We start from the raw sequence: 18,264 nt of genomic DNA, 5'->3' as shown, positions 1-18,264 counted from the left end.
GGTGTATATCATTATTGACGGACGATGAGCACGTCGCATTTGGCGTAGCGGACGATGCTCTCTGAGACGCTACCGATGAAGAAACGTTCGACCGCGTTCAAGCCGGTCGCTCCACAAATAATAAGGTCGATTTCATGGTTCGGTGCAATCTTTTTCGCGATCGTCACTTTTGGAGACCCGTACTCGATGACGGTCTCGACTTCTTTGACGCCTCGTTCTTTCGCTCGGTTCACATAGTCCTCGAGCAGTTCCTTCGCATACGTTTCAGCACGCTCAGTGATCGTCCGGTCGTACGCTTCGACCGTGGCAAACGTACGTGTATCAATCACGTGACCGATATACAGTTTACCATCGTTACGGAGCGCGACGTCGATCGCGGTTTCAAATGCGCGTTCCGCCTCTTTCGAGCCGTCGACGGCAGAGAGGATATGTTTGTAGACAATTGCCATGTAAATCCCAACCTTTCGCTTGAAATGTACGTGCGGCTTACATGTATAGTATACCACTTCTATCGAAATTCACGCCCGCTTCTTCCGAGAATGTGTGAAATTTTCACAACTTTCTATCACAACAGGTTGAAGTTTGGAAATGGGGAACAGGAACGGGTAAGATGATACAGAGGAGGGATGACGATGAAACACGTAGTCATCACGGCCGGGGCCAAAGGAATCGGTCGCGTCGTGACGGAACGACTGTTAGAAGAAGGGTGGCGCGTCAGCGTGCTGCAACGAAACCCGATCGAATGGGAGCATGAACGGCTACATATGGTCGAAGCGCCGCTCACGGACCGTAAGGCCGTACTCGCGGGTTACGAACAGGCGGTCGAGCGGTTCGGTGAGCCGGACGCGCTCATCTTGAATGCGGGCCCGTATATATTTGACCGCAAGTGCCTCGTTGACTTGTCGGACGAGGAATGGGATGAAGTGATCACCGGCAACTTGTCGGCATCGTTCTGGCTGATGCGCCGTGCCATCCCGAGCATGCGAAAAAATCAGTTCGGCCGCATCATCACGTACGGTTTCCCGGAAAGTGCGACGGCGCCCGGATGGCTGCACCGCTCCGCATTTGCCGCCGCGAAAACGGGGCTCGTCAGTTTGACGAAAACGGTGGCGCTCGAGGAAGCGGCCTACGGCATCACGGCCAATATGATCAATCCAGGCAACATCGTCGGTTCTCAAAAAGAGATGCGGATCGATGAGGCGGAGGCCGACGGTCAGACGCCGGTCGGGCGCCATGGGACCGGGGAAGACATCGCCCGGATGATCTTGTTTTTACTCGCCGCTGAATCGGACATGATCACCGGAGCGGTCATCGACGTGACCGGTGGCGTCAACGTCGTCCATCAATATCGGAAATGAGGGGGCGCGGGATGAGATTAGCCATTTTGACCGACATTCACGGGAACGTGCAGGCGTTAGATGCCGTCTTGAAACAGTTGGACGAACAAAAAATCACTGACATATGGAGTCTCGGCGACATGATCGCGATGGGCCCGGACTCGAACGAAGTGATGGCCCGGTTGCTCGACCGTGGAGTCCGCATGATTTCTGGCAACCACGATGAGGCCGTGCTCTCCTTGCTCGCAGGCCACGGACATCCCGCGAGCTACGCCCATACACGCGAGCACCATGAATGGGTGGCGCGGACGTTGCGTCCGGAGTATGCCGATGTTTTATTTCAGTTACCGCGAACGATTGAACAACAGATGGGAGACGAACGCGTCTACGGGATTCACTATCACATCCCGGCCGAGCAACGACATGCGACGATTCTCGAAGAGCCGTTCCACGAGATCCTCGAGGCGACGCTGCCAAACATGCAACAGCTCTACGGCGCATATGACGCCGATATCATCTGTTTCGGCCACCATCACCCGGTTCACTTGTTCAAGGACGCGTCGAAGCGCTACGTGAATCCCGGTGCGCTCGGCGTCGCACGTGACGACTTGGCCCGCTACGGACTGCTCTCGATCGAAGAGGACGGTTTGTCCATCGACTTGAAGACGGTGCCGTACGACAAGCGTACGTTCATGGAGCGCATGGAACGGTTCGATGTACCGCAACGAGAAGTCATGTTCCGCTTGTTCTATTGAACAAAAAACCAGCCGCTGACTGCCCCTTTAAAAGTTGGATGTTCAAGTCCGACTTTTTTGGTTCAGTTCACGCGGCTGGCTTTTTTTATGTCAGTTGATTTCTTGGAGCGTTTTTGGATAGCTCGTCAACAGGATTGGCCCGCTCTCCGTCATGACGATGTCGTCCTCGATGCGGACGCCGCCGACGCCAGGTAGATAGATCCCGGGCTCGACCGTGAACGTCATCCCGACTTGGGCCGTCATGTCGTTATTCGCCGCCATCGAGGGGAACTCATGCACTTCGATGCCGATGCCGTGTCCGACGCGGTGAGTGAAGTATTCTCCGTAACCGGCCGTCGTGATGACTTGACGGGCCGCGATATCGATGGAACCGAGCGTCGCACCGACACTCGCCATCTCGATGGCGGCAAGCTCCGCCTGGAGGACCGTCTCATAAATTTCGCGTTGCTTCGTGCTCGCCTCGCCGTAGACGACCGTCCGGGTAATGTCAGAGCAGTACCCTTGCCAGACGACCCCGAGATCGAACAGCGCGAAGTCGCCTTGCTTCAGACGGTTGTTCCCTGGGACGCCATGCGGGTCGGCGCTGTTTTCCCCAAACAGGACGAGCGTGTCGAACGACATTTCCCGGACCCCTTGTTTTTTCATGGCGTATTCAATTTCAGCGATGACCTCGAGTTCGGTCACGCCTTCGCGCAAAGCGCGAATCCCGGCTTCGATCGCCATGTCCGCGAGTTCAGCGGCGCGCTTCATGACGCGCACCTCATCCGGTGACTTGATCATACGAAGCGCTTGGAGTTCTTCGGTCAAGTCGATGATCGATAGGCCTGCGAAGCCGGCCCGCAACTGCTCGACACGGTTATACGTCAAGTGCTCGCCTTCGATCCCGATGCGTTCCGGGATGATTTGCTGGTCGAGGAACAGTTTGACTACTTTGTCCCACGGATTCTCGTGGTCCATATACGTGACGATATCCCCGGTCCACTCGCTCGCTTCGACGATCCCTTTCTCGAGAGCGGGGCAGACGATGGCCGTCGTCCCGTTCTTCAAGACGAGGATGGCGATCAGCCGCTCATGCGCTTCGGCGTACACACCTGAGAAATAAAAAACGGACGCCTTCGATGTGACGAAAGCGGCGTCTAACCCTTTCGTCGCCAAAGATTGTGCGATTTGGTTTGTTCGTTGGTTCAAGTCGTTTCCCTTCCTTCCGTTCAATAGCGTTCGGGTCCATTATATCGTTTTCGAAATTAGAAAGGAAATGTAACAATTTCAGTAGTACAGTTTGAAGAAGATTGACTGATACAGTATACTGAATGTGACAGAAAATGTATTGAAGAAAGGGACTCGTGACATGACAACAAAACATGAACAGATCATTGCACATATCGAGTCACTCGATGTGGGGGCCAAAATCTCTGTTCGCCAAATCGCAAAAGAGTTGGCGGTTTCAGAAGGGACGGCTTACCGGGCCATCAAAGAAGCAGAGAATTTGGGCTTCGTCTCGACGATCGAACGAGTCGGCACGATTCGGATCAAACGGAAACATAAAGAAAACATCGAGAAGCTGACGTTTGCCGAAGTCGTCAACATCGTCGACGGTCAAGTGCTCGGCGGCCGTGACGGACTCCATAAGACGCTCTCAAAATTTGTCATCGGGGCGATGAAACTGGAAGCGATGATGCGTTATATTGACGTCGATTCACTCGTCATCATCGGGAACCGGGAAAAAGCCCATGAGCTCGTTTTGCAATCGGGCGGCGCCGTCCTCATCACCGGAGGGTTTGACACGACCGATGAAGTGAAGCGAATGGCGGATAAATACAATATGCCGGTCATTTCGACGTCCTATGACAGTTTCACCGTCGCGACGATGATCAACCGGGCGATTTACGACCGATTGATCAAAAAAGAGATTTTGCTCGTCTCAGACATCCTCATCCCGCTGCACGATACGTTCTATTTGAAAGCGGACGACACGGTCAAGCGTTGGCATGAGTTGAACGAACGGACAAAACATAACCGCTATCCTGTCATCGATGAACAGATGAAAGTCGTCGGGGTCATCACCGCGAAAGACGTCATTGACCGTGCGCATGACACCGAGATCGAAAAAGTAATGACGAAAAGCCCGATCACGGCCGGCGTCCAGACGAGTGTCACGAATGCGGCCCATCAAATGGTGTGGGAAGGGATTGAGATGCTTCCGGTCGTCGACAACTACGGCCGATTGCTCGGCATCATCAGTCGCCAAGACGTGTTGAAGGCGCTCCAACTCGCAAACCGGCAGCCTCAGGTCGGGGAAACGTTCGATAACATGATCACCAACCAGTTAAAAGAGGACCCGGCATCGAACGGTACGGCGTTCACAGTCGAGGTGGCACCGCAGATGACGAGCCATATGGGGACGGCTTCTTCTGGCGTCTTGACGACACTTCTCGTCGAAGGGGCGACGAGAAGTCTCCGGCACATGAAAAAAGGGGACCTCGTCGTGGAGAACATCACCGTCTATTTCATGAAACCGATTCAAATCGAGAGTCAGATCCGTGTCTCGGCGAACGTCTTCGACCTCGGGCGCAAGTTCGGGAAAGTCGACGTCGAGATGACGCAAGGGACGCAACTCGTCGCTAAAGCGCTCGTCACGGCCCAACTGATCGACCGTTAAATATAAAATGAGCTGATGCGATTCATCAGCTCATTTTTCGGTATTAAGATTGATTGATTGGCTCCTCGGCCGCGAGTGGATATAGTTTCCGGTAACGGACGAAGCCGACGATGGCGTTGCCGACACCAAGGACGAGCATGACGATGCTGACGATCCATCCGACAGTCGAGTCGAGGCCGAGGCCGCCGACCATCTGGTTGACGGCGAACAGCGCTAAAAACATGCTGAGCCAGATGAGCGCTTGCGTGTTGAATAACGCCTTGCGATATGGCGTCTTCGTAAGATAGGCGCGACGCTTATAGACGAAGTACGCCCCGAGCGCGAACAAGATGAGTCCGATGATTAAAAGTTGACCCAAGTGAAGAAACCCCTTTCACACATGTAATCTGTTATCATCATACCATAGAATACCCCTAAGAAAGCGAGGAATGGCTATGGCACATTGGCCAGAAGCAACAACTATCAAATCGTCCATCGAGGCGGCGGACACGATCATGATTCATCGTCACGTCCGTCCGGACCCTGACGCCCTCGGCAGTCAGTTGGGACTGAAACGAATAATCGAACAGGCGTATCCGGAGAAGAAAGTGTACGTCGTCGGCGGCATCGTACGGGATTTAGAGTTTTTAGGGAAGATGGAACATGTGGAACCTGACATGTACGATGAGGCGCTCGTCCTCGTCCTGGATACGGCCAATCATGAACGGATTGACGGGCCTTACGCCTTAAAAGGGAAGACGGTCATCAAAATTGACCATCACCCGGATGAAGACCCGTATGCGACCCACCAAATTGTCGACACGACGGTCAGTTCGACGTCGGAGATGATTGCCGAACTCGCGGAGATGTGGCAGATGCCTCTCGACGAAGAGTCGGCCTTCCTCTTGTTCGCGGGCATCGTCGGGGACACGGGGCGTTTCCAGTTTCGCAATGCGACGCCGCGCACGTTCGAAGTCGCGGCGAAGCTGATCGCCTACGGCATCGACACGAACCGCTTGTATCGTCAAATGTACAAGACGAACTTGGCGACGCTTCAGCTCCAAGGATACGTGTTGCAACACGTGCAAGTGACGGAGGCGGGTGTCGGGTACGTCAAGATTGACGCCGACGTGCTCCGGACGTTCCATGCGACACCGGAAGCAGCTTCACAACTCGTCAATAGCTTCTCAGGGTTAGAAGGATTGAAGTGTTGGGTCATGTTTGTCGAGAACAAAGATGAGATCCGTGTCCGAATCCGCTCGAAAGGTCCCGTCATCAATGACGTGGCAAAACGATACCGCGGGGGCGGCCACCAAATGGCGGCCGGTGCCACGATTGACCGTTGGGATGAGATGGATGAAGTGATCGCCGCACTCGATGAAGTCGCACGACCATATACGTTCGAAAACAATGAAGAGAGCTGACCAGTGTCAGCTCTCTTCATTTGGTGTCTTCTAATTTTGGAATGAACCATGTGCCGCGATCGGTCACATCCTCAACGACATCAAGTTGGTATTCGGTGATGTACTTGCGGAGCCGTTCGATAATTTCAGGACTGTCGGCAAATACGGTCTGACCGTTCTGTAAATCCGATAGCTTGTCGCGCGCGATTTGTCCCCGATTAATAATCATACGCTTTTACCCCCTTTTTACGATGAGTTATGTCTATAATTATTGTATCAGAGAAGTGGTGACATGAGTTTGAAAATTAAGAAAAAAGAGAGGAGGGGTCACATGCTTCATTTAAACGTTCGGTCCGCCTTCAGCCTGATGCAGAGCACGATTCGGCTCGAACAGTATGTCGCGCAAATGGCGGAGCGCGGCAGCAAGGCGGTTGCCCTTGCGGATGACGCCTGCTTCGGAGTGCCGCAGTTTTTTCGTTTATGCGATCGCTACGGCGTCAAACCGGTCTTCGGACTGCGCACCGTCTTAAGCGTCGATGGATTAGACGTGTCGATTCTCGCCTACGCGCTTGAAGACCAGCAAATCGAACAGTTGTACCGAGTCGCCGGAGACGGCGCGATGAGGGAATCGAACGACCTCGCTATCATCGTCTTGCCTGAAAATTGGAAGACGAGCGACCCGATGCACCGCCGCCGTCTGTATCATCAGCTGCTCAACTACGTGGCAGAAGAGCGGCTTTGGCTCGGAATCCCTTCCCCGCAGACGACAGAACAAGCGCTCGTGTTGAAGCAGTTGCGCGGGATGCGGGAAGAACTCGGGGTGCGCCTGATTCCGACGCCGGAGACGGCATATATGCGGCCGGACGACTTTGAAGCGTATCGGGCCCTACTCGCGATCGGGGAAGGAGATGTGCTCTCGCCGGAAGATATACAGCATAAAGGCCGATACGTCCGTCTTCCGAGTGAAATGAACGATTGGTTCGAGCATGGCGAACTCGAAGAGCTAGATCGGTTTGAGACGCTCGTCTCCGTCCGACAGCTGCCAATGGCCCAGTCGGCCATTCCGGAACTGCCTGATGCGTTCTTGCGGCTGAAACGACTCGTCGCGGAGCGGTTGAAAGCGAAAGGGTTGCTCCACGAGCCGTATATCGAGCGGGCCCGCTACGAGCTCGAGGTCATCGAGCGGACCGGATTTGCCTCTTACTTCCTCATCGTTGAAGACATCGTCCGCTACGCGAAAGAACAAGCGATTGAAGTCGGGCCGGGCCGAGGGTCTGCCGCCGGCTCGCTCGTCAGTTTCGCCCTCGACATCACCGAAGTCGATCCGGTGCATTTCGAGCTCTTGTTTGAGCGGTTCTTGAACCCGGAGCGGGTATCGATGCCGGATATTGATTTGGATTTTGAAGATGAACGCCGGGAAGAAGTCGTCCGTTACGTGCTCGACAAGTACGGAGCGCACCATGCCGCCCAAATCGGTACGCTCGCCACGTTCGGCGCGAAAGCTGCCCTCCGTGACGTCGCCAGAGCGCTCGGAATGACGCTCGAAGAAGGACAGGCGGCGAGCAAACAAGTGAAGGAGGATGGACTGAACGGCATCATGGCGAACCCGACGAAGATGAAATGGTTCGCCGGCAGCCAAAAGCGGTCGCAACTGTTGGCGATCGCTGCCCAGTTAGAAGGGTTGCCGCGTCAATCGTCCATCCACGCCGCCGGTCTCGTCCTCAGCCGAGAGGCTTTGCAGGCCGTGACCCCGTTGCAACCTACGGACGGTGACCAAGTGACGCAATATAATATGAAGGATCTCGAGGCGTTAGGACTGCTCAAGATCGACTTGCTCGGCTTGCGCAATTTGACGAAGTTGCGTCTCATGGAGGCGCTCATTCGAGAGGCAGACGCCATGTTCTCGTTGAAGACGGTGCCGCTGAACGATGCCCGTACGCTCCGTCTGCTAGCCCGGGGGGACACGGACGGAATCTTCCAGTTCGAGTCCGAAGGGATGAAGCAGGCGCTTCGGCAAGTGAAGCCGTCGGAGTTTGAAGATATCGTCGTCACGATGTCGCTCTATCGCCCAGGACCGATGCAATTCATCGAGACGTATGCGAAACGGAAGCACGGCATGCCTTACCAACCGGTCCATCCGGTCGTCGGGGAGATGATGGCGTCGACTTACGGGGTGCTCGTCTATCAAGAGCAAGTGATGCGGCTGTTACGTGAACTGGCCGGCTATACGTATGCCGAGGCGGACTTGGTGCGCCGAGCCATCGCCAAAAAGGACGCGACGACGATCGACGTGGAGAAAGCTCGGTTTTTAGAACGGGCCGCCCCGACGTTCGGATTGGAATCGATGCAACACGTGTTTTCGTGGATCGAGAAGTTCGCCGGGTACGGGTTCAACCGTTCTCACGCTGTCGCCTACAGTTTGATCAGTTATCGACTCGCTTACGTGAAGGCTCATTTTGAGCGGATCTTTTATCTCGTCACGTATGAAAAAACGAATCAACTCGTGCGTATGTTGCGGAAAGGAAGAATCCCCGTCTACGCACCAGACGTGTTGCATGGTGAGGCCGGGGCGTTTCTAGAAGGACCGGGCGTCCGTCTCGGGTTGAAAGCGATTCAAGGATTGACGAAACGTGATGTCGAGCGCTTGATTGCCCATCATACCGAGTTCACGGACGTGAGCCGATTGCGTGAGTTGATGGAATGGGGGACGAAAGACCAGTTGAAGCTGCGGCGGCTGCTCGGGGCCGGTGCGCTTGACCGCATGTACCACGGCGACCGCCGCGCGGCGTTTCTTGCCGTCGAGCGTCTGCGTGAAGAAGCGGACACACATCTGCTCCCGGATGAACTGTCCTCGCTCGGCTTGAAGCGGACCGAACCGGTCGAACCGAATTGGTCGGAGGAAGAGCGGGAAGCGCTCGGGACGTGGATCGTACATTCTCCATTGACGACGATCGCCCCGCTCGGCGTTTCGACGGTGACGATGGAGGATGTGTTGAACGGGGAAAAAGGGTTCGTCATCGTCTACGTCGATGAGGTCCGGACGTTCAAGACGAAAAAAAGTGAAGATATGGGTGTCGTGATGGTCGATGACGGTGTGACGCAAGACGAAGTCGTCGTTTTCCCTCGCGTCTATAAAACGTTCGAACGCTCGTTATACAATGGGAACGTATTGTTGCTTGAAGTCCATCCGAACGAACGCGATGGCCGCCGGCAATTGATTGTGGAACGGGTCCGACCGCTACACGGTCAAGCGTTGTTCGTCCGGTTGCGCCGCGAGTCGTTCCCTGAACTTGAAGAATTGTTACACACTTCACCGGGTGATGTACCGGTCGTCTGTCGCTTCTCAGACTCGAAAGAAGTGAAGCAACTCGCTTCCGCCTATTCGGTCAACCCGACTGACGCGTTGCTCGTCGCGATCAGAAAACGGTTCGGCGAGTCGGACGTCGTTTTAAAGCGGGTCGACGCAAAAATGACTGGCACGAAAACTAGTACCAAGTCATAAAAAGTGGTATAATCTGTTTAATTGGTCTGACCACTTTAGAGATAATGCCATTTAAAAAGGGAGTTGAACGGTCAGATGCATGGAAAACACGCATCCTCATTTCACGAAAACATTTCTAAAATCCGCTCATTGATCGTCCAGGCAGCACTCGTGCCCGGCGATCGGCTTCCGTCCGAACGCGAGCTCGCGGAAACGCTCTCGATCAGCCGGGCCTCGGTACGAGAAGCGCTGCGCGCCCTCAGTTTTCTCGGCATCGTCGAGACGAGACACGGAGGGGGGACGTTCTTGTGTGAACAAGACCGGCACCGCTATATCGAAATTTTGTCAGAGTTCATCGTGACAAAACAGACGAAAGCGACTGACATCGTCGAGATGTTGCGGTTGCTGGAGCGCTTGGCGTTCTCGGAAGTCGAGCCTACCCCGGAGCGCGTGCAGGCGCTCGAGTCGAACCTCGAAGTGGACCGGCTCTTTCGTCAACAGCTCGTCTTCGGGTTGAAGAACGAGTTGTTCATCCGAATATGGAGCGAGGTCAACCGGTTTTATGAAGGGACGGACACGGGGGACTTGTACACGTTAGAAGAACGAACGGAATTGTTGGAGATGTGGCGTAAAGTGGGGATGCCGGAATGAACGAGGGGGAAGCGATGACTGCTTTTTTCAAGAAACCAAAACGATACATGCCGTTGCGTCAGCGAGAACCGAAAATCGATGCGCCGCAAGGGCTGATGACAAAATGTCCATCTTGTAAATATATGCATTATACGAAACAGTTGAACGAGAACCATAAAGTGTGTGACTGTGGCTACCATTTTCCGTTAAGTGCCGATGAGCGCATCTCGATGCTCGTCGATACCGGTTCGTTCGAGAAGTTCCCGGGACCGGAAGTAAAAGCAAATCCACTAGGTTTTCCAGATTATGAAGAAAAGTTAGCGAAAGACAGGGAACGAACTGGAATCGAAGAAGCGGTCGTCTGTGGCAGGGCAAGCATCGCTGGCCATCCGTTCGTCGTCTGTGTCATGGACGCGAGGTTCCGGATGGGCTCGATGGGAGCTTATGTCGGGGAGGCGATCGCATCGGCTGTTCGACAAGCGACGGCTGAACGATTACCGGTCGTCTTGTTCACCGCGTCAGGCGGTGCCCGTATGCAAGAAGGGATGGTCAGCCTCATGCAAATGGCGAACACGTCGATCGCATTGAAACAACACGATGAAGCCGGCCTGCTCTATATCTCGTACTTGACCCATCCGACGACAGGCGGTGTGTCGGCAAGCTTTGCGATGCTAGGCGACTTGAACGTGGCCGAACCAGGTGCGTTGATCGGTTTTGCCGGCCGCCGCATCATCGAGCAGACGATTCGTGAAAAGTTGCCAGACAACTTCCAAACGGCTGAATTCTTATTGGAAGCGGGTCAGTTGGACGCCGTCATCCATCGCGAACAAATGCGTTCGTTTTTACACAACATGATCACGTTACATGGCGGGGGTGTGGACCGTGTTTGATCCAATCAAAGAAGTGAATGAACAGCTCGGGAAGCTGCGTGAGACGGCTGAGACGAAAGGGATTGATTTGTCCCGTGAGATTCGGCATCTCGAAGCGAAGCTGCACCGATTAGAAAAAGATATTTATGGGAATATGAAACCGTGGGATCGCGTGCAACTGGCACGGAACCCGAAACGACCGACAACACTCGATTACATCGAGCGGCTGTTCCCGGACTTTATCGAGCTCCACGGCGACCGCCACGGCTACGACGATGCGGCCATCGTCGCAGGCGTTGCCACACTAGAAGGCATGCCCGTGACGATCATCGGTCATCAACGCGGCCGGAACACAAAAGAGAACATGGCGCGCAATTTCGGGATGCCCCATCCGGAAGGGTATCGAAAAGCGCTACGGTTCATGAAACAAGCGGAGAAATTTAACCGTCCGATCATCACGTTCATCGATACGAAAGGGGCTTACCCGGGTAAGGCGGCCGAAGAGCGCGGACAAAGTGAAGCGATTGCGCGGAACTTGTTCGAGATGGCGACGTTGAAAACGCCGATCGTCTCGGTCGTGATCGGGGAAGGCGGATCAGGCGGCGCGCTCGGCATCGGGGTGTGCGACCGTCTGCTCATGCTCGAGAACAGCACGTACTCGGTCATCTCGCCGGAAGGTGCGGCCGCGCTTCTATGGAAAGATGCGAAACTGGCCGAACGGGCAGCCGAAACGATGAAGATCACGGCACAAGATTTGTATGGATTAGGGATCGTCGATGAAGTCGTCACAGAAGTGTTCGGGGGTGCGCATATGGATGTGTCATTACAGTCATCACTCTTGAAGCCTGTATTAACACAACACATCAACGAGTTGGTGCAACAAGGTCAAACCGAACTGTTGAACGGTCGTGCCGACAAATATCATCAAATTGGCACAATTGGGTCGTGAAAACGGTAACAACCGCTTCGCATTCACAATCAACCGTTCACCGAATGACTGTTTCAATGAGGACCCCTTGTTTTTTTTTCACATACTTGTGTTGTAAAACAAAGGTCAGACATGGTATTTTATTTTCAGATTTCGTTAAAACACATAAGAGGTGAGTGACGTGAATTTAAAACGAATTGCGGTATTGACAAGTGGGGGAGACGCTCCCGGAATGAACGCTGCAGTCCGTGCCGTGACCCGAAAAGCAATTTTCGAAGGTCTTGAAGTGTACGGTGTGTATAACGGCTATCAAGGTTTGATTGAGGGCGACCTCGTCGAATTGAACCTTGGCTCGGTCGGCGACATCATTCAACGCGGAGGAACGTTCTTACGTTCGGCCCGTTGCCCAGAATTCAGAACAGAAGAAGGCCGCGCGAAAGCGGTCGAGCAATTGAAGAAATTTAACATCGATGCACTCGTCGTAATTGGCGGAGACGGTTCATACCGTGGCGCTCAAAAGTTGACGGAACTTGGATTCCCGACAATCGGGCTCCCAGGGACGATCGACAACGATATCCCGGGAACGGACGCGACGATCGGCTTCGACACGGCGCTCAATACGGCGCTTGACGCGATCGACAAAATCCGTGACACGGCATCTTCGCATGAACGGACGTACGTCATCGAAGTGATGGGCCGTGACGCTGGAGACATCGCGCTTTACGCTGGTCTTGCCGGTGGGGCAGAATCAATTCTCGTCCCAGAACGTCCGGAAGATTTGAGTGCAATCGTGGAACGCATCAATCATGGTGTCGCCCGCGGCAAGAAACACTCGATCGTTGTCGTCGCCGAAGGCGCCGGCAGTGCTGAAGAAATCGGAAAACTCATCGCCGAGAAGACAAACTCGGAGACGCGTGTGACGATTCTCGGTCACATCCAACGTGGTGGTTCCCCGACTGCTGCTGACCGTGTCCTCGCAAGCCGAATGGGTGCTTACGCCGTTGAAATCTTGCTCGAAGGCAAGGCTGGACGTGTCGTCGGTATTCGTGCAGGTAAGATGATGGACCTCGACATTGACGAGGCACTCGACCATAACAAGCATACGATTGATATGCAGTTGATCGATCTCTCGAACCAATTGTCGATTTAAGAACAGTGAACTTCACAGAGACGGGATCAGGTCACAGGCCCCCCGTTTTCTGTGTGTAAGTGCAATAACATCCCCTAGGAGGTTTTTATTTATGCGTAGAACGAAAATTGTATGTACGATTGGACCAGCTTCAGAGAAACTTCTTCCGGAAATGATTGAAGCCGGTATGAACGTCGCTCGCCTTAACTTCTCACACGGTGACTACGAAGAGCACGGTGCCCGTATCCGTGACATCCGTGAAGCATCGCGTGCCGCTGGCAAAGTCGTGACAGTGCTTCTCGACACGAAAGGTCCTGAGATTCGGACGCATACGTTCGAAGACGGCAAAGCACTCCTTGAAAAAGGTAAAGAAGTGACAATCGTCTCGACAGAAGAAATCGTCGGTACGAAAGACCGTTTCTCGGTCACGTACGAAGGACTTTACGAAGACGTTGAAGTCGGTTCACGCATCATGCTCGATGACGGATTGATCGGTCTCCTTGTCGTTGAGAAACTTCCGAACCGTGAGCTTCGTTGCCTTATCGAAAACGAAGGGATCATCAAGACGAAGAAAGGCGTTAACTTGCCAAACGTCAAAGTGAATCTTCCTGCCCTTACAGACAAAGATATCGCCGACATCGAATTCGGTATTTCACAAGACATCGATGTCATCGCAGCATCGTTCGTTCGCCGTGCGTCTGACGTCGTTGAGATTCGTCAACTTCTCGAGAAGCACGATGCGTCACACATTAAAATCTATCCGAAGATTGAAAACCAAGAAGGTGTCGACAACATCGAAGAAATCTTGGCAATCTCTGACGGTTTGATGGTCGCTCGTGGAGACCTCGGTATCGAGATTCCGACAGAAGAAGTCACACCAGTTCAAAAAGAGTTGATCAAGAAGTGTAACGACCTCGGGAAACCAGTCATTACAGCGACACAAATGCTTGATTCAATGCAACGCAACCCGCGTCCGACTCGTGCGGAAGCATCAGACGTTGCCAACGCCATCCTCGATGGTACAGACGCGGTCATGCTTTCAGGTGAGACGGCTGCTGGTGACTACCCAATCGAGTCAGTTCAAATGCAAGCAGCGATCGCTGTTCGTACAGAGCGCATGCTCGACTACAAAAACTTGCTCAAAGATCGTCAGAAGCGCAGCGAGCACACGGTGACGGATGCGATCTCACAAGCGGTTGCTCACACAGCGATCAACTTGAACGCGAAAGCGATCTTGACACCAACGCAATCTGGTTACACAGCTGCCCGTACGGCAAAATACCGTCCAGAAGCGAACATCATCGCGGTCACTGAATCAGAGCGCGTAGCACGTCAGTTGAACCTCGTTTGGGGTGTATACCCAATCATTGCTGACACGATGCCAAACAACACGGATGAAATGTTGGTGCAAGCATCTGAAGCAGCACGTCACGCTGGATTTGTCACAGACGGCGACCTCGTCGTCATCTCGGCAGGTATCCCGGCTGCGACTGCAGGAACGACGAACATGATGAAAATCCACATCGTCGGCCACGCCCTCGCAAACGGGCGCGGAATCGGTGAGCGCGGACTCGTCGGCGAAGTTGTCGTCGCGAAAAACGCGGACGAAGCGAACGCGAAAGCGAAAGACGGGATGATCCTCGTCGCACCGTTCACAGATAAAGAAATGATGCCAGCGATCGAAAAAGCGGCTGGAATCATCACGGAAGACGGCGGATTGACGAGCCACGCCGGCATCGTCGGACCATCGCTCCGTAAACCAGTGATCGTCGGTGTTGAATCTGCGACAGCCACACTCCGTGACGGTCAAATGATTTCAATCGACCCACTTACTGGTAAGATTTATAACGCGTAATCGAATGCCAATCGAACCGACCTTATCTCGAGGTCGGTTCTTTTTCCATTCAGAAAGAAGGAGACGTATGGGTGCATATTTATTCTTGTTGCTGCTCGTCTTGATCGGGGTCATTTCCCATAACCAATCGGTCATCATCGCGAGCAGTGTCTTGTTGATCATCAAGGCAATCGGGTTCGGTGACCAATTGTTTCCGACGCTCGCCTCCAAAGGAATTCATTGGGGCGTGACAATCATCACGATTGCCGTGCTCGTTCCGATCGCAACTGGTGACATAGGTTTTCGAGAATTGTGGAATAGTATTAAAGGGCCGGTCGGCATCGTCGCTTTCGCTTCTGGAATTTTTGTCGCGCTCGCAGCCGGACAAGGAGTCCAGCTCATGCGTGTCGACCCGGTCGTCACGACGGCGCTCCTCGCCGGGACGATTCTCGCGGTCGGTTTCATGAAAGGAGTGCCGGTCGGACCGCTCGTCGGAGCCGGCATCGCCGCCCTCATTTTGGGAGGCTATAGCCTGGTGGAGAAATGGTTCTGACAAATTTTAACGACTGGATACGCTTACATTTCTTTTTTTCAGTAAATTGTTTATACTGAATGGAGGACAGGGCGGTATGACGTCGAAACACGGTCAAGGGGAAAGCGTTCGACAGCCGTCCTTATTCCCTACAAACAGACTGTATGATGCGGTCGACCACTTTTAAAGACTGAGGGGGAGTTATGGATGTCAACAACAAAAGGGTTAGAAGGGATTGTGGCAGCGGCCTCAAAAGTTAGTTCGATCATTGACGGACAATTGACTTACGGAGGATACACAATTGATGATTTGGCGGACCACGCCACGTTTGAAGAAGTCGTCTTCTTATTATGGAACGATCGGCTTCCGAAAGCGGAAGAATTGAAAACACTTTCTGAAGCGCTCGTGAAAGAGGCGAAGTTGCCAGACGATGTGATCGCGACGCTCGAGCGGGCGCCGAAATCGGCGAACGCCATGGCGACAATCCGGACCGCGTTATCGCAACTTGCACTTTACGACGAGGAATCGGAAGATATGAGCGAAGAAGCGAACATGCGCAAGGCGATTCGTCTCCAGGCTCAAATCGCGACGATCGTGACGGCGTTCGCCCGTCTTCGTAAAGGCGAGCAACCGGTCGCGCCGAAGCAAGGGTTGTCGTATGCGGCGAACTTCTTATACATGTTGAACGGAGAAGAGCCGAGCGAGGTTGCTGAGAAGACGATTGATAAAGCACTCATCCTTCACGCCGACCACGAGCTGAACGCGTCAACGTTTACGGCACGCGTCTGTGTGGCGACGTTATCGGATATGTATTCAGGTGTGACAGCCGCGATGGGCGCGCTTAAAGGACCGCTTCACGGTGGTGCTAACGAGGCCGTCATGAAAATGCTCCACGAAATCGAATCGGTCGATAAAGTCGAAGAATACGTTCGCGGCAAGTTCGAGCGCCGTGAGAAAATCATGGGCTTCGGTCACCGTGTCTATAAGGACGGCGACCCGCGTGCGAAACACTTAAAAGAGATGAGCCGCCAGTTGACAGCCCAAATCGGCGAACCGGAGTGGTATGAGATGTCCGAGAAGATCGATCATCTCGTCGAGACAGAAAAAGGGTTGAAGCCGAACGTCGACTTCTACTCGGCCTCGACGTATTACGCGCTCGGCCTCGATGAAGAGTTGTTCACACCGATCTTCGCCGTGTCGCGGATGTCGGGATGGATTGCCCACATCCTCGAACAGTATGCGGACAACCGCCTCATCCGTCCACGTGCCGAATACGTCGGAGAAGCACATCGTTCGTACGTTCCGATGAACGAACGCTGAGCGGATTCGAAAGTTCAAGTCACAATTTAGACATAAACTTTGGTAAACTAACAATTGACGTAGGTCGGCGAATACGCCGGCCTACAGTAATGTACTTAGGGGGATTCATATGTTGACACAAGGTCAGAAAATCACAGTAGAAAATGGTGCACTTCAAGTACCGAACGTACCAACGATTCCATTCATCATCGGCGACGGCACAGGCCCGGATATTTGGAACGCGGCGGTCCGCGTCTTTGATGCAGCAGTCGAGAAAGCTTACGGCGGCGAGAAGAAGATTGAGTGGATGGAAGTGTTCGCTGGCGAAAAAGCGTTCAACCAAACAGGGGAATGGCTCCCGAACGAGACGCTCGATCAAATCCGTGAGTATTTGATCGCCATCAAAGGTCCGCTCACAACACCAGTCGGCGGCGGGATCCGTTCATTGAACGTCGCCCTTCGTCAAGAGCTCGACTTGTACACGTGCCTTCGTCCGGTCCGTTACTTCACAGGCGTGCCGTCACCGGTCAAGCGCCCTGAAGACACGGACATGGTTATCTTCCGTGAGAACACAGAAGATATTTATGCGGGAATCGAATACGCGTCAGGCAGCGACGAAGTGAAGAAGTTGATCACGTTCTTGAAAGAAGAGATGAACGTTAACAAGATCCGTTTCCCGGAAACGTCAGGAATCGGGATCAAACCGATTTCTTCAGAAGGGACGAAACGTCTCGTTCGAGCGGCGCTCGAATATGCGATCGCGAACAACCGCAAATCGCTCACACTCGTCCATAAAGGAAACATCATGAAGTTCACAGAAGGCGCCTTCAAAAACTGGGGCTATGAGCTTGCGGAAGAAGAGTATGGCGATAAAGTGTTCACATGGGCACAATACGACCGGATCAAAGAAGAGTCTGGCGAAGCGGCTGCGAACGAAGCTCAATCGAAAGCTGAAGCGGAAGGCAAGATCATCGTGAAAGATTCGATCGCGGATATCTTCCTCCAACAAATCTTGACACGCCCGCGTGAGTTCGACGTCGTCGCGACGATGAACTTGAACGGGGACTATATCTCTGACGCCCTTGCTGCTCAAGTCGGTGGAATCGGGATCGCACCTGGTGCGAACATCAACTATGTGACGGGCCATGCGATTTTTGAAGCGACACACGGTACGGCACCGAAGTACGCGGGTCTCGACAAAGTGAACCCGTCATCGGTGATCTTGTCAGGGGAGATGATGCTTCGCCACATGAACTGGAACGAAGCGGCAGACCTCATCATCAACGCGATGGAGAAATCGATCGCCGCGAAAGTTGTCACGTACGATTTCGCCCGTCTCATGGATGGAGCGACAGAAGTGAAGTGTTCAGAGTTTGCGGATGAACTGATCAACAACATGTAAGTCATCAGTAAAACCAAGGGGGAGAGC

Annotated in this window: 17 protein-coding genes; 13 read left to right on the top strand and 4 right to left on the bottom strand. The window is 53.6% G+C overall.

The genetic code is table 11. The features are described 5' to 3' along the window. Positions 1-11 precede the first annotated feature (11 nt). The gene (locus tag JJU47_RS10500) at positions 12-449 is read right to left on the bottom strand and encodes a universal stress protein (protein WP_228619059.1); all 438 of its coding nucleotides are present in this window, start codon (positions 447-449) and stop codon (positions 12-14) included. Positions 450-632: 183 nt separating this feature from the next. Between JJU47_RS10500 and JJU47_RS10495 the strand changes: the two genes are divergently transcribed. Together JJU47_RS10495 and JJU47_RS10490 are read left to right on the top strand one after the other, a co-directional pair. Continuing rightward, complete coding sequence (locus JJU47_RS10495; protein WP_228619057.1) at positions 633-1,358, top strand: SDR family oxidoreductase; 726 nt, start codon at positions 633-635, stop codon at positions 1,356-1,358. An 11-nt stretch (positions 1,359-1,369) separates the two neighbouring features. Next, positions 1,370-2,092 carry a metallophosphoesterase family protein gene (locus JJU47_RS10490; RefSeq protein WP_228619054.1) on the top strand — a complete coding sequence of 241 codons (723 nt, stop codon included), beginning with the start codon at positions 1,370-1,372 and terminating at the stop codon, positions 2,090-2,092. A gap of 90 nt (positions 2,093-2,182) precedes the next feature. Here JJU47_RS10490 and JJU47_RS10485 read toward each other — a convergent pair whose 3' ends face one another. Next, positions 2,183-3,280 carry a M24 family metallopeptidase gene (locus tag JJU47_RS10485; RefSeq protein ID WP_228619052.1) on the bottom strand — a complete coding sequence of 366 codons (1,098 nt, stop codon included), beginning with the start codon at positions 3,278-3,280 and terminating at the stop codon, positions 2,183-2,185. A 160-nt stretch (positions 3,281-3,440) separates the two neighbouring features. On the opposite strand from JJU47_RS10485, the gene JJU47_RS10480 reads away from it, so the two are divergent. Beyond that, on the top strand, positions 3,441-4,751 hold the full coding sequence (locus JJU47_RS10480; protein WP_228619050.1) for a DRTGG domain-containing protein: 1,311 nt from the start codon (positions 3,441-3,443) through the stop codon (positions 4,749-4,751). Positions 4,752-4,794: 43 nt separating this feature from the next. Here JJU47_RS10480 and JJU47_RS10475 read toward each other — a convergent pair whose 3' ends face one another. After that, complete coding sequence (locus tag JJU47_RS10475; protein ID WP_228619048.1) at positions 4,795-5,109, bottom strand: YtpI family protein; 315 nt, start codon at positions 5,107-5,109, stop codon at positions 4,795-4,797. A 76-nt stretch (positions 5,110-5,185) separates the two neighbouring features. Between JJU47_RS10475 and JJU47_RS10470 the strand changes: the two genes are divergently transcribed. Further along, positions 5,186-6,154 carry a DHH family phosphoesterase gene (locus JJU47_RS10470; protein WP_228619046.1) on the top strand — a complete coding sequence of 323 codons (969 nt, stop codon included), beginning with the start codon at positions 5,186-5,188 and terminating at the stop codon, positions 6,152-6,154. A 16-nt stretch (positions 6,155-6,170) separates the two neighbouring features. On the opposite strand, the gene JJU47_RS10465 is transcribed toward JJU47_RS10470, so the two are convergent. Next, entirely contained in the window at positions 6,171-6,362 is a 192-nt protein-coding gene (locus JJU47_RS10465; RefSeq protein ID WP_228619043.1) for a YtzJ family protein, read from the bottom strand. A gap of 102 nt (positions 6,363-6,464) precedes the next feature. Here JJU47_RS10465 and dnaE point away from each other — a divergent pair, with 102 nt between their 5' ends. The 9 genes from dnaE to icd all read left to right on the top strand — a co-directional run bounded on the left by dnaE (position 6,465) and on the right by icd (position 18,237). Then, entirely contained in the window at positions 6,465-9,635 is a 3,171-nt protein-coding gene (gene dnaE, locus JJU47_RS10460) for a DNA polymerase III subunit alpha (RefSeq protein WP_228619041.1), read from the top strand. A 75-nt stretch (positions 9,636-9,710) separates the two neighbouring features. Next, positions 9,711-10,265 carry a FadR/GntR family transcriptional regulator gene (locus tag JJU47_RS10455; protein ID WP_228619039.1) on the top strand — a complete coding sequence of 185 codons (555 nt, stop codon included), beginning with the start codon at positions 9,711-9,713 and terminating at the stop codon, positions 10,263-10,265. 14 nt (positions 10,266-10,279) lie between these two features. Further along, positions 10,280-11,134 carry an acetyl-CoA carboxylase, carboxyltransferase subunit beta gene (gene accD, locus JJU47_RS10450; protein WP_228619126.1) on the top strand — a complete coding sequence of 285 codons (855 nt, stop codon included), beginning with the start codon at positions 10,280-10,282 and terminating at the stop codon, positions 11,132-11,134. A 4-nt stretch (positions 11,135-11,138) separates the two neighbouring features. After that, positions 11,139-12,062: an acetyl-CoA carboxylase carboxyltransferase subunit alpha gene (locus tag JJU47_RS10445; RefSeq protein WP_483298126.1), complete on the top strand. Its 924-nt coding sequence runs from the start codon at positions 11,139-11,141 to the stop codon at positions 12,060-12,062. A 160-nt stretch (positions 12,063-12,222) separates the two neighbouring features. Next, positions 12,223-13,191, top strand: a complete 969-nt coding sequence (gene pfkA / locus JJU47_RS10440) for a 6-phosphofructokinase (RefSeq protein WP_228619033.1) — start codon at positions 12,223-12,225, stop codon at positions 13,189-13,191. A 91-nt stretch (positions 13,192-13,282) separates the two neighbouring features. Next, positions 13,283-15,025, top strand: coding sequence for a pyruvate kinase (pyk, locus tag JJU47_RS10435; protein ID WP_228619029.1), 1,743 nt, complete (start codon positions 13,283-13,285; stop codon positions 15,023-15,025). A gap of 67 nt (positions 15,026-15,092) precedes the next feature. Next, positions 15,093-15,557 carry a DUF441 domain-containing protein gene (locus tag JJU47_RS10430; RefSeq protein WP_029334714.1) on the top strand — a complete coding sequence of 155 codons (465 nt, stop codon included), beginning with the start codon at positions 15,093-15,095 and terminating at the stop codon, positions 15,555-15,557. 186 nt (positions 15,558-15,743) lie between these two features. Further along, positions 15,744-16,856 (top strand): citrate synthase, encoded by a 1,113-nt coding sequence (gene citZ / locus JJU47_RS10425; protein ID WP_024371380.1) that lies wholly within the window; start codon positions 15,744-15,746, stop codon positions 16,854-16,856. 112 nt (positions 16,857-16,968) lie between these two features. Then, positions 16,969-18,237 carry an NADP-dependent isocitrate dehydrogenase gene (icd, locus tag JJU47_RS10420; RefSeq protein WP_228619123.1) on the top strand — a complete coding sequence of 423 codons (1,269 nt, stop codon included), beginning with the start codon at positions 16,969-16,971 and terminating at the stop codon, positions 18,235-18,237. Positions 18,238-18,264: the final 27 nt, after the last annotated feature.

The sequence above is a fragment of the Exiguobacterium sp. genome (assembly GCF_020832205.1).
Lineage (GTDB): Bacteria > Bacillota > Bacilli > Exiguobacteriales > Exiguobacteriaceae > Exiguobacterium.
This window is presented reverse-complemented; position numbering and strand designations above follow the sequence as displayed.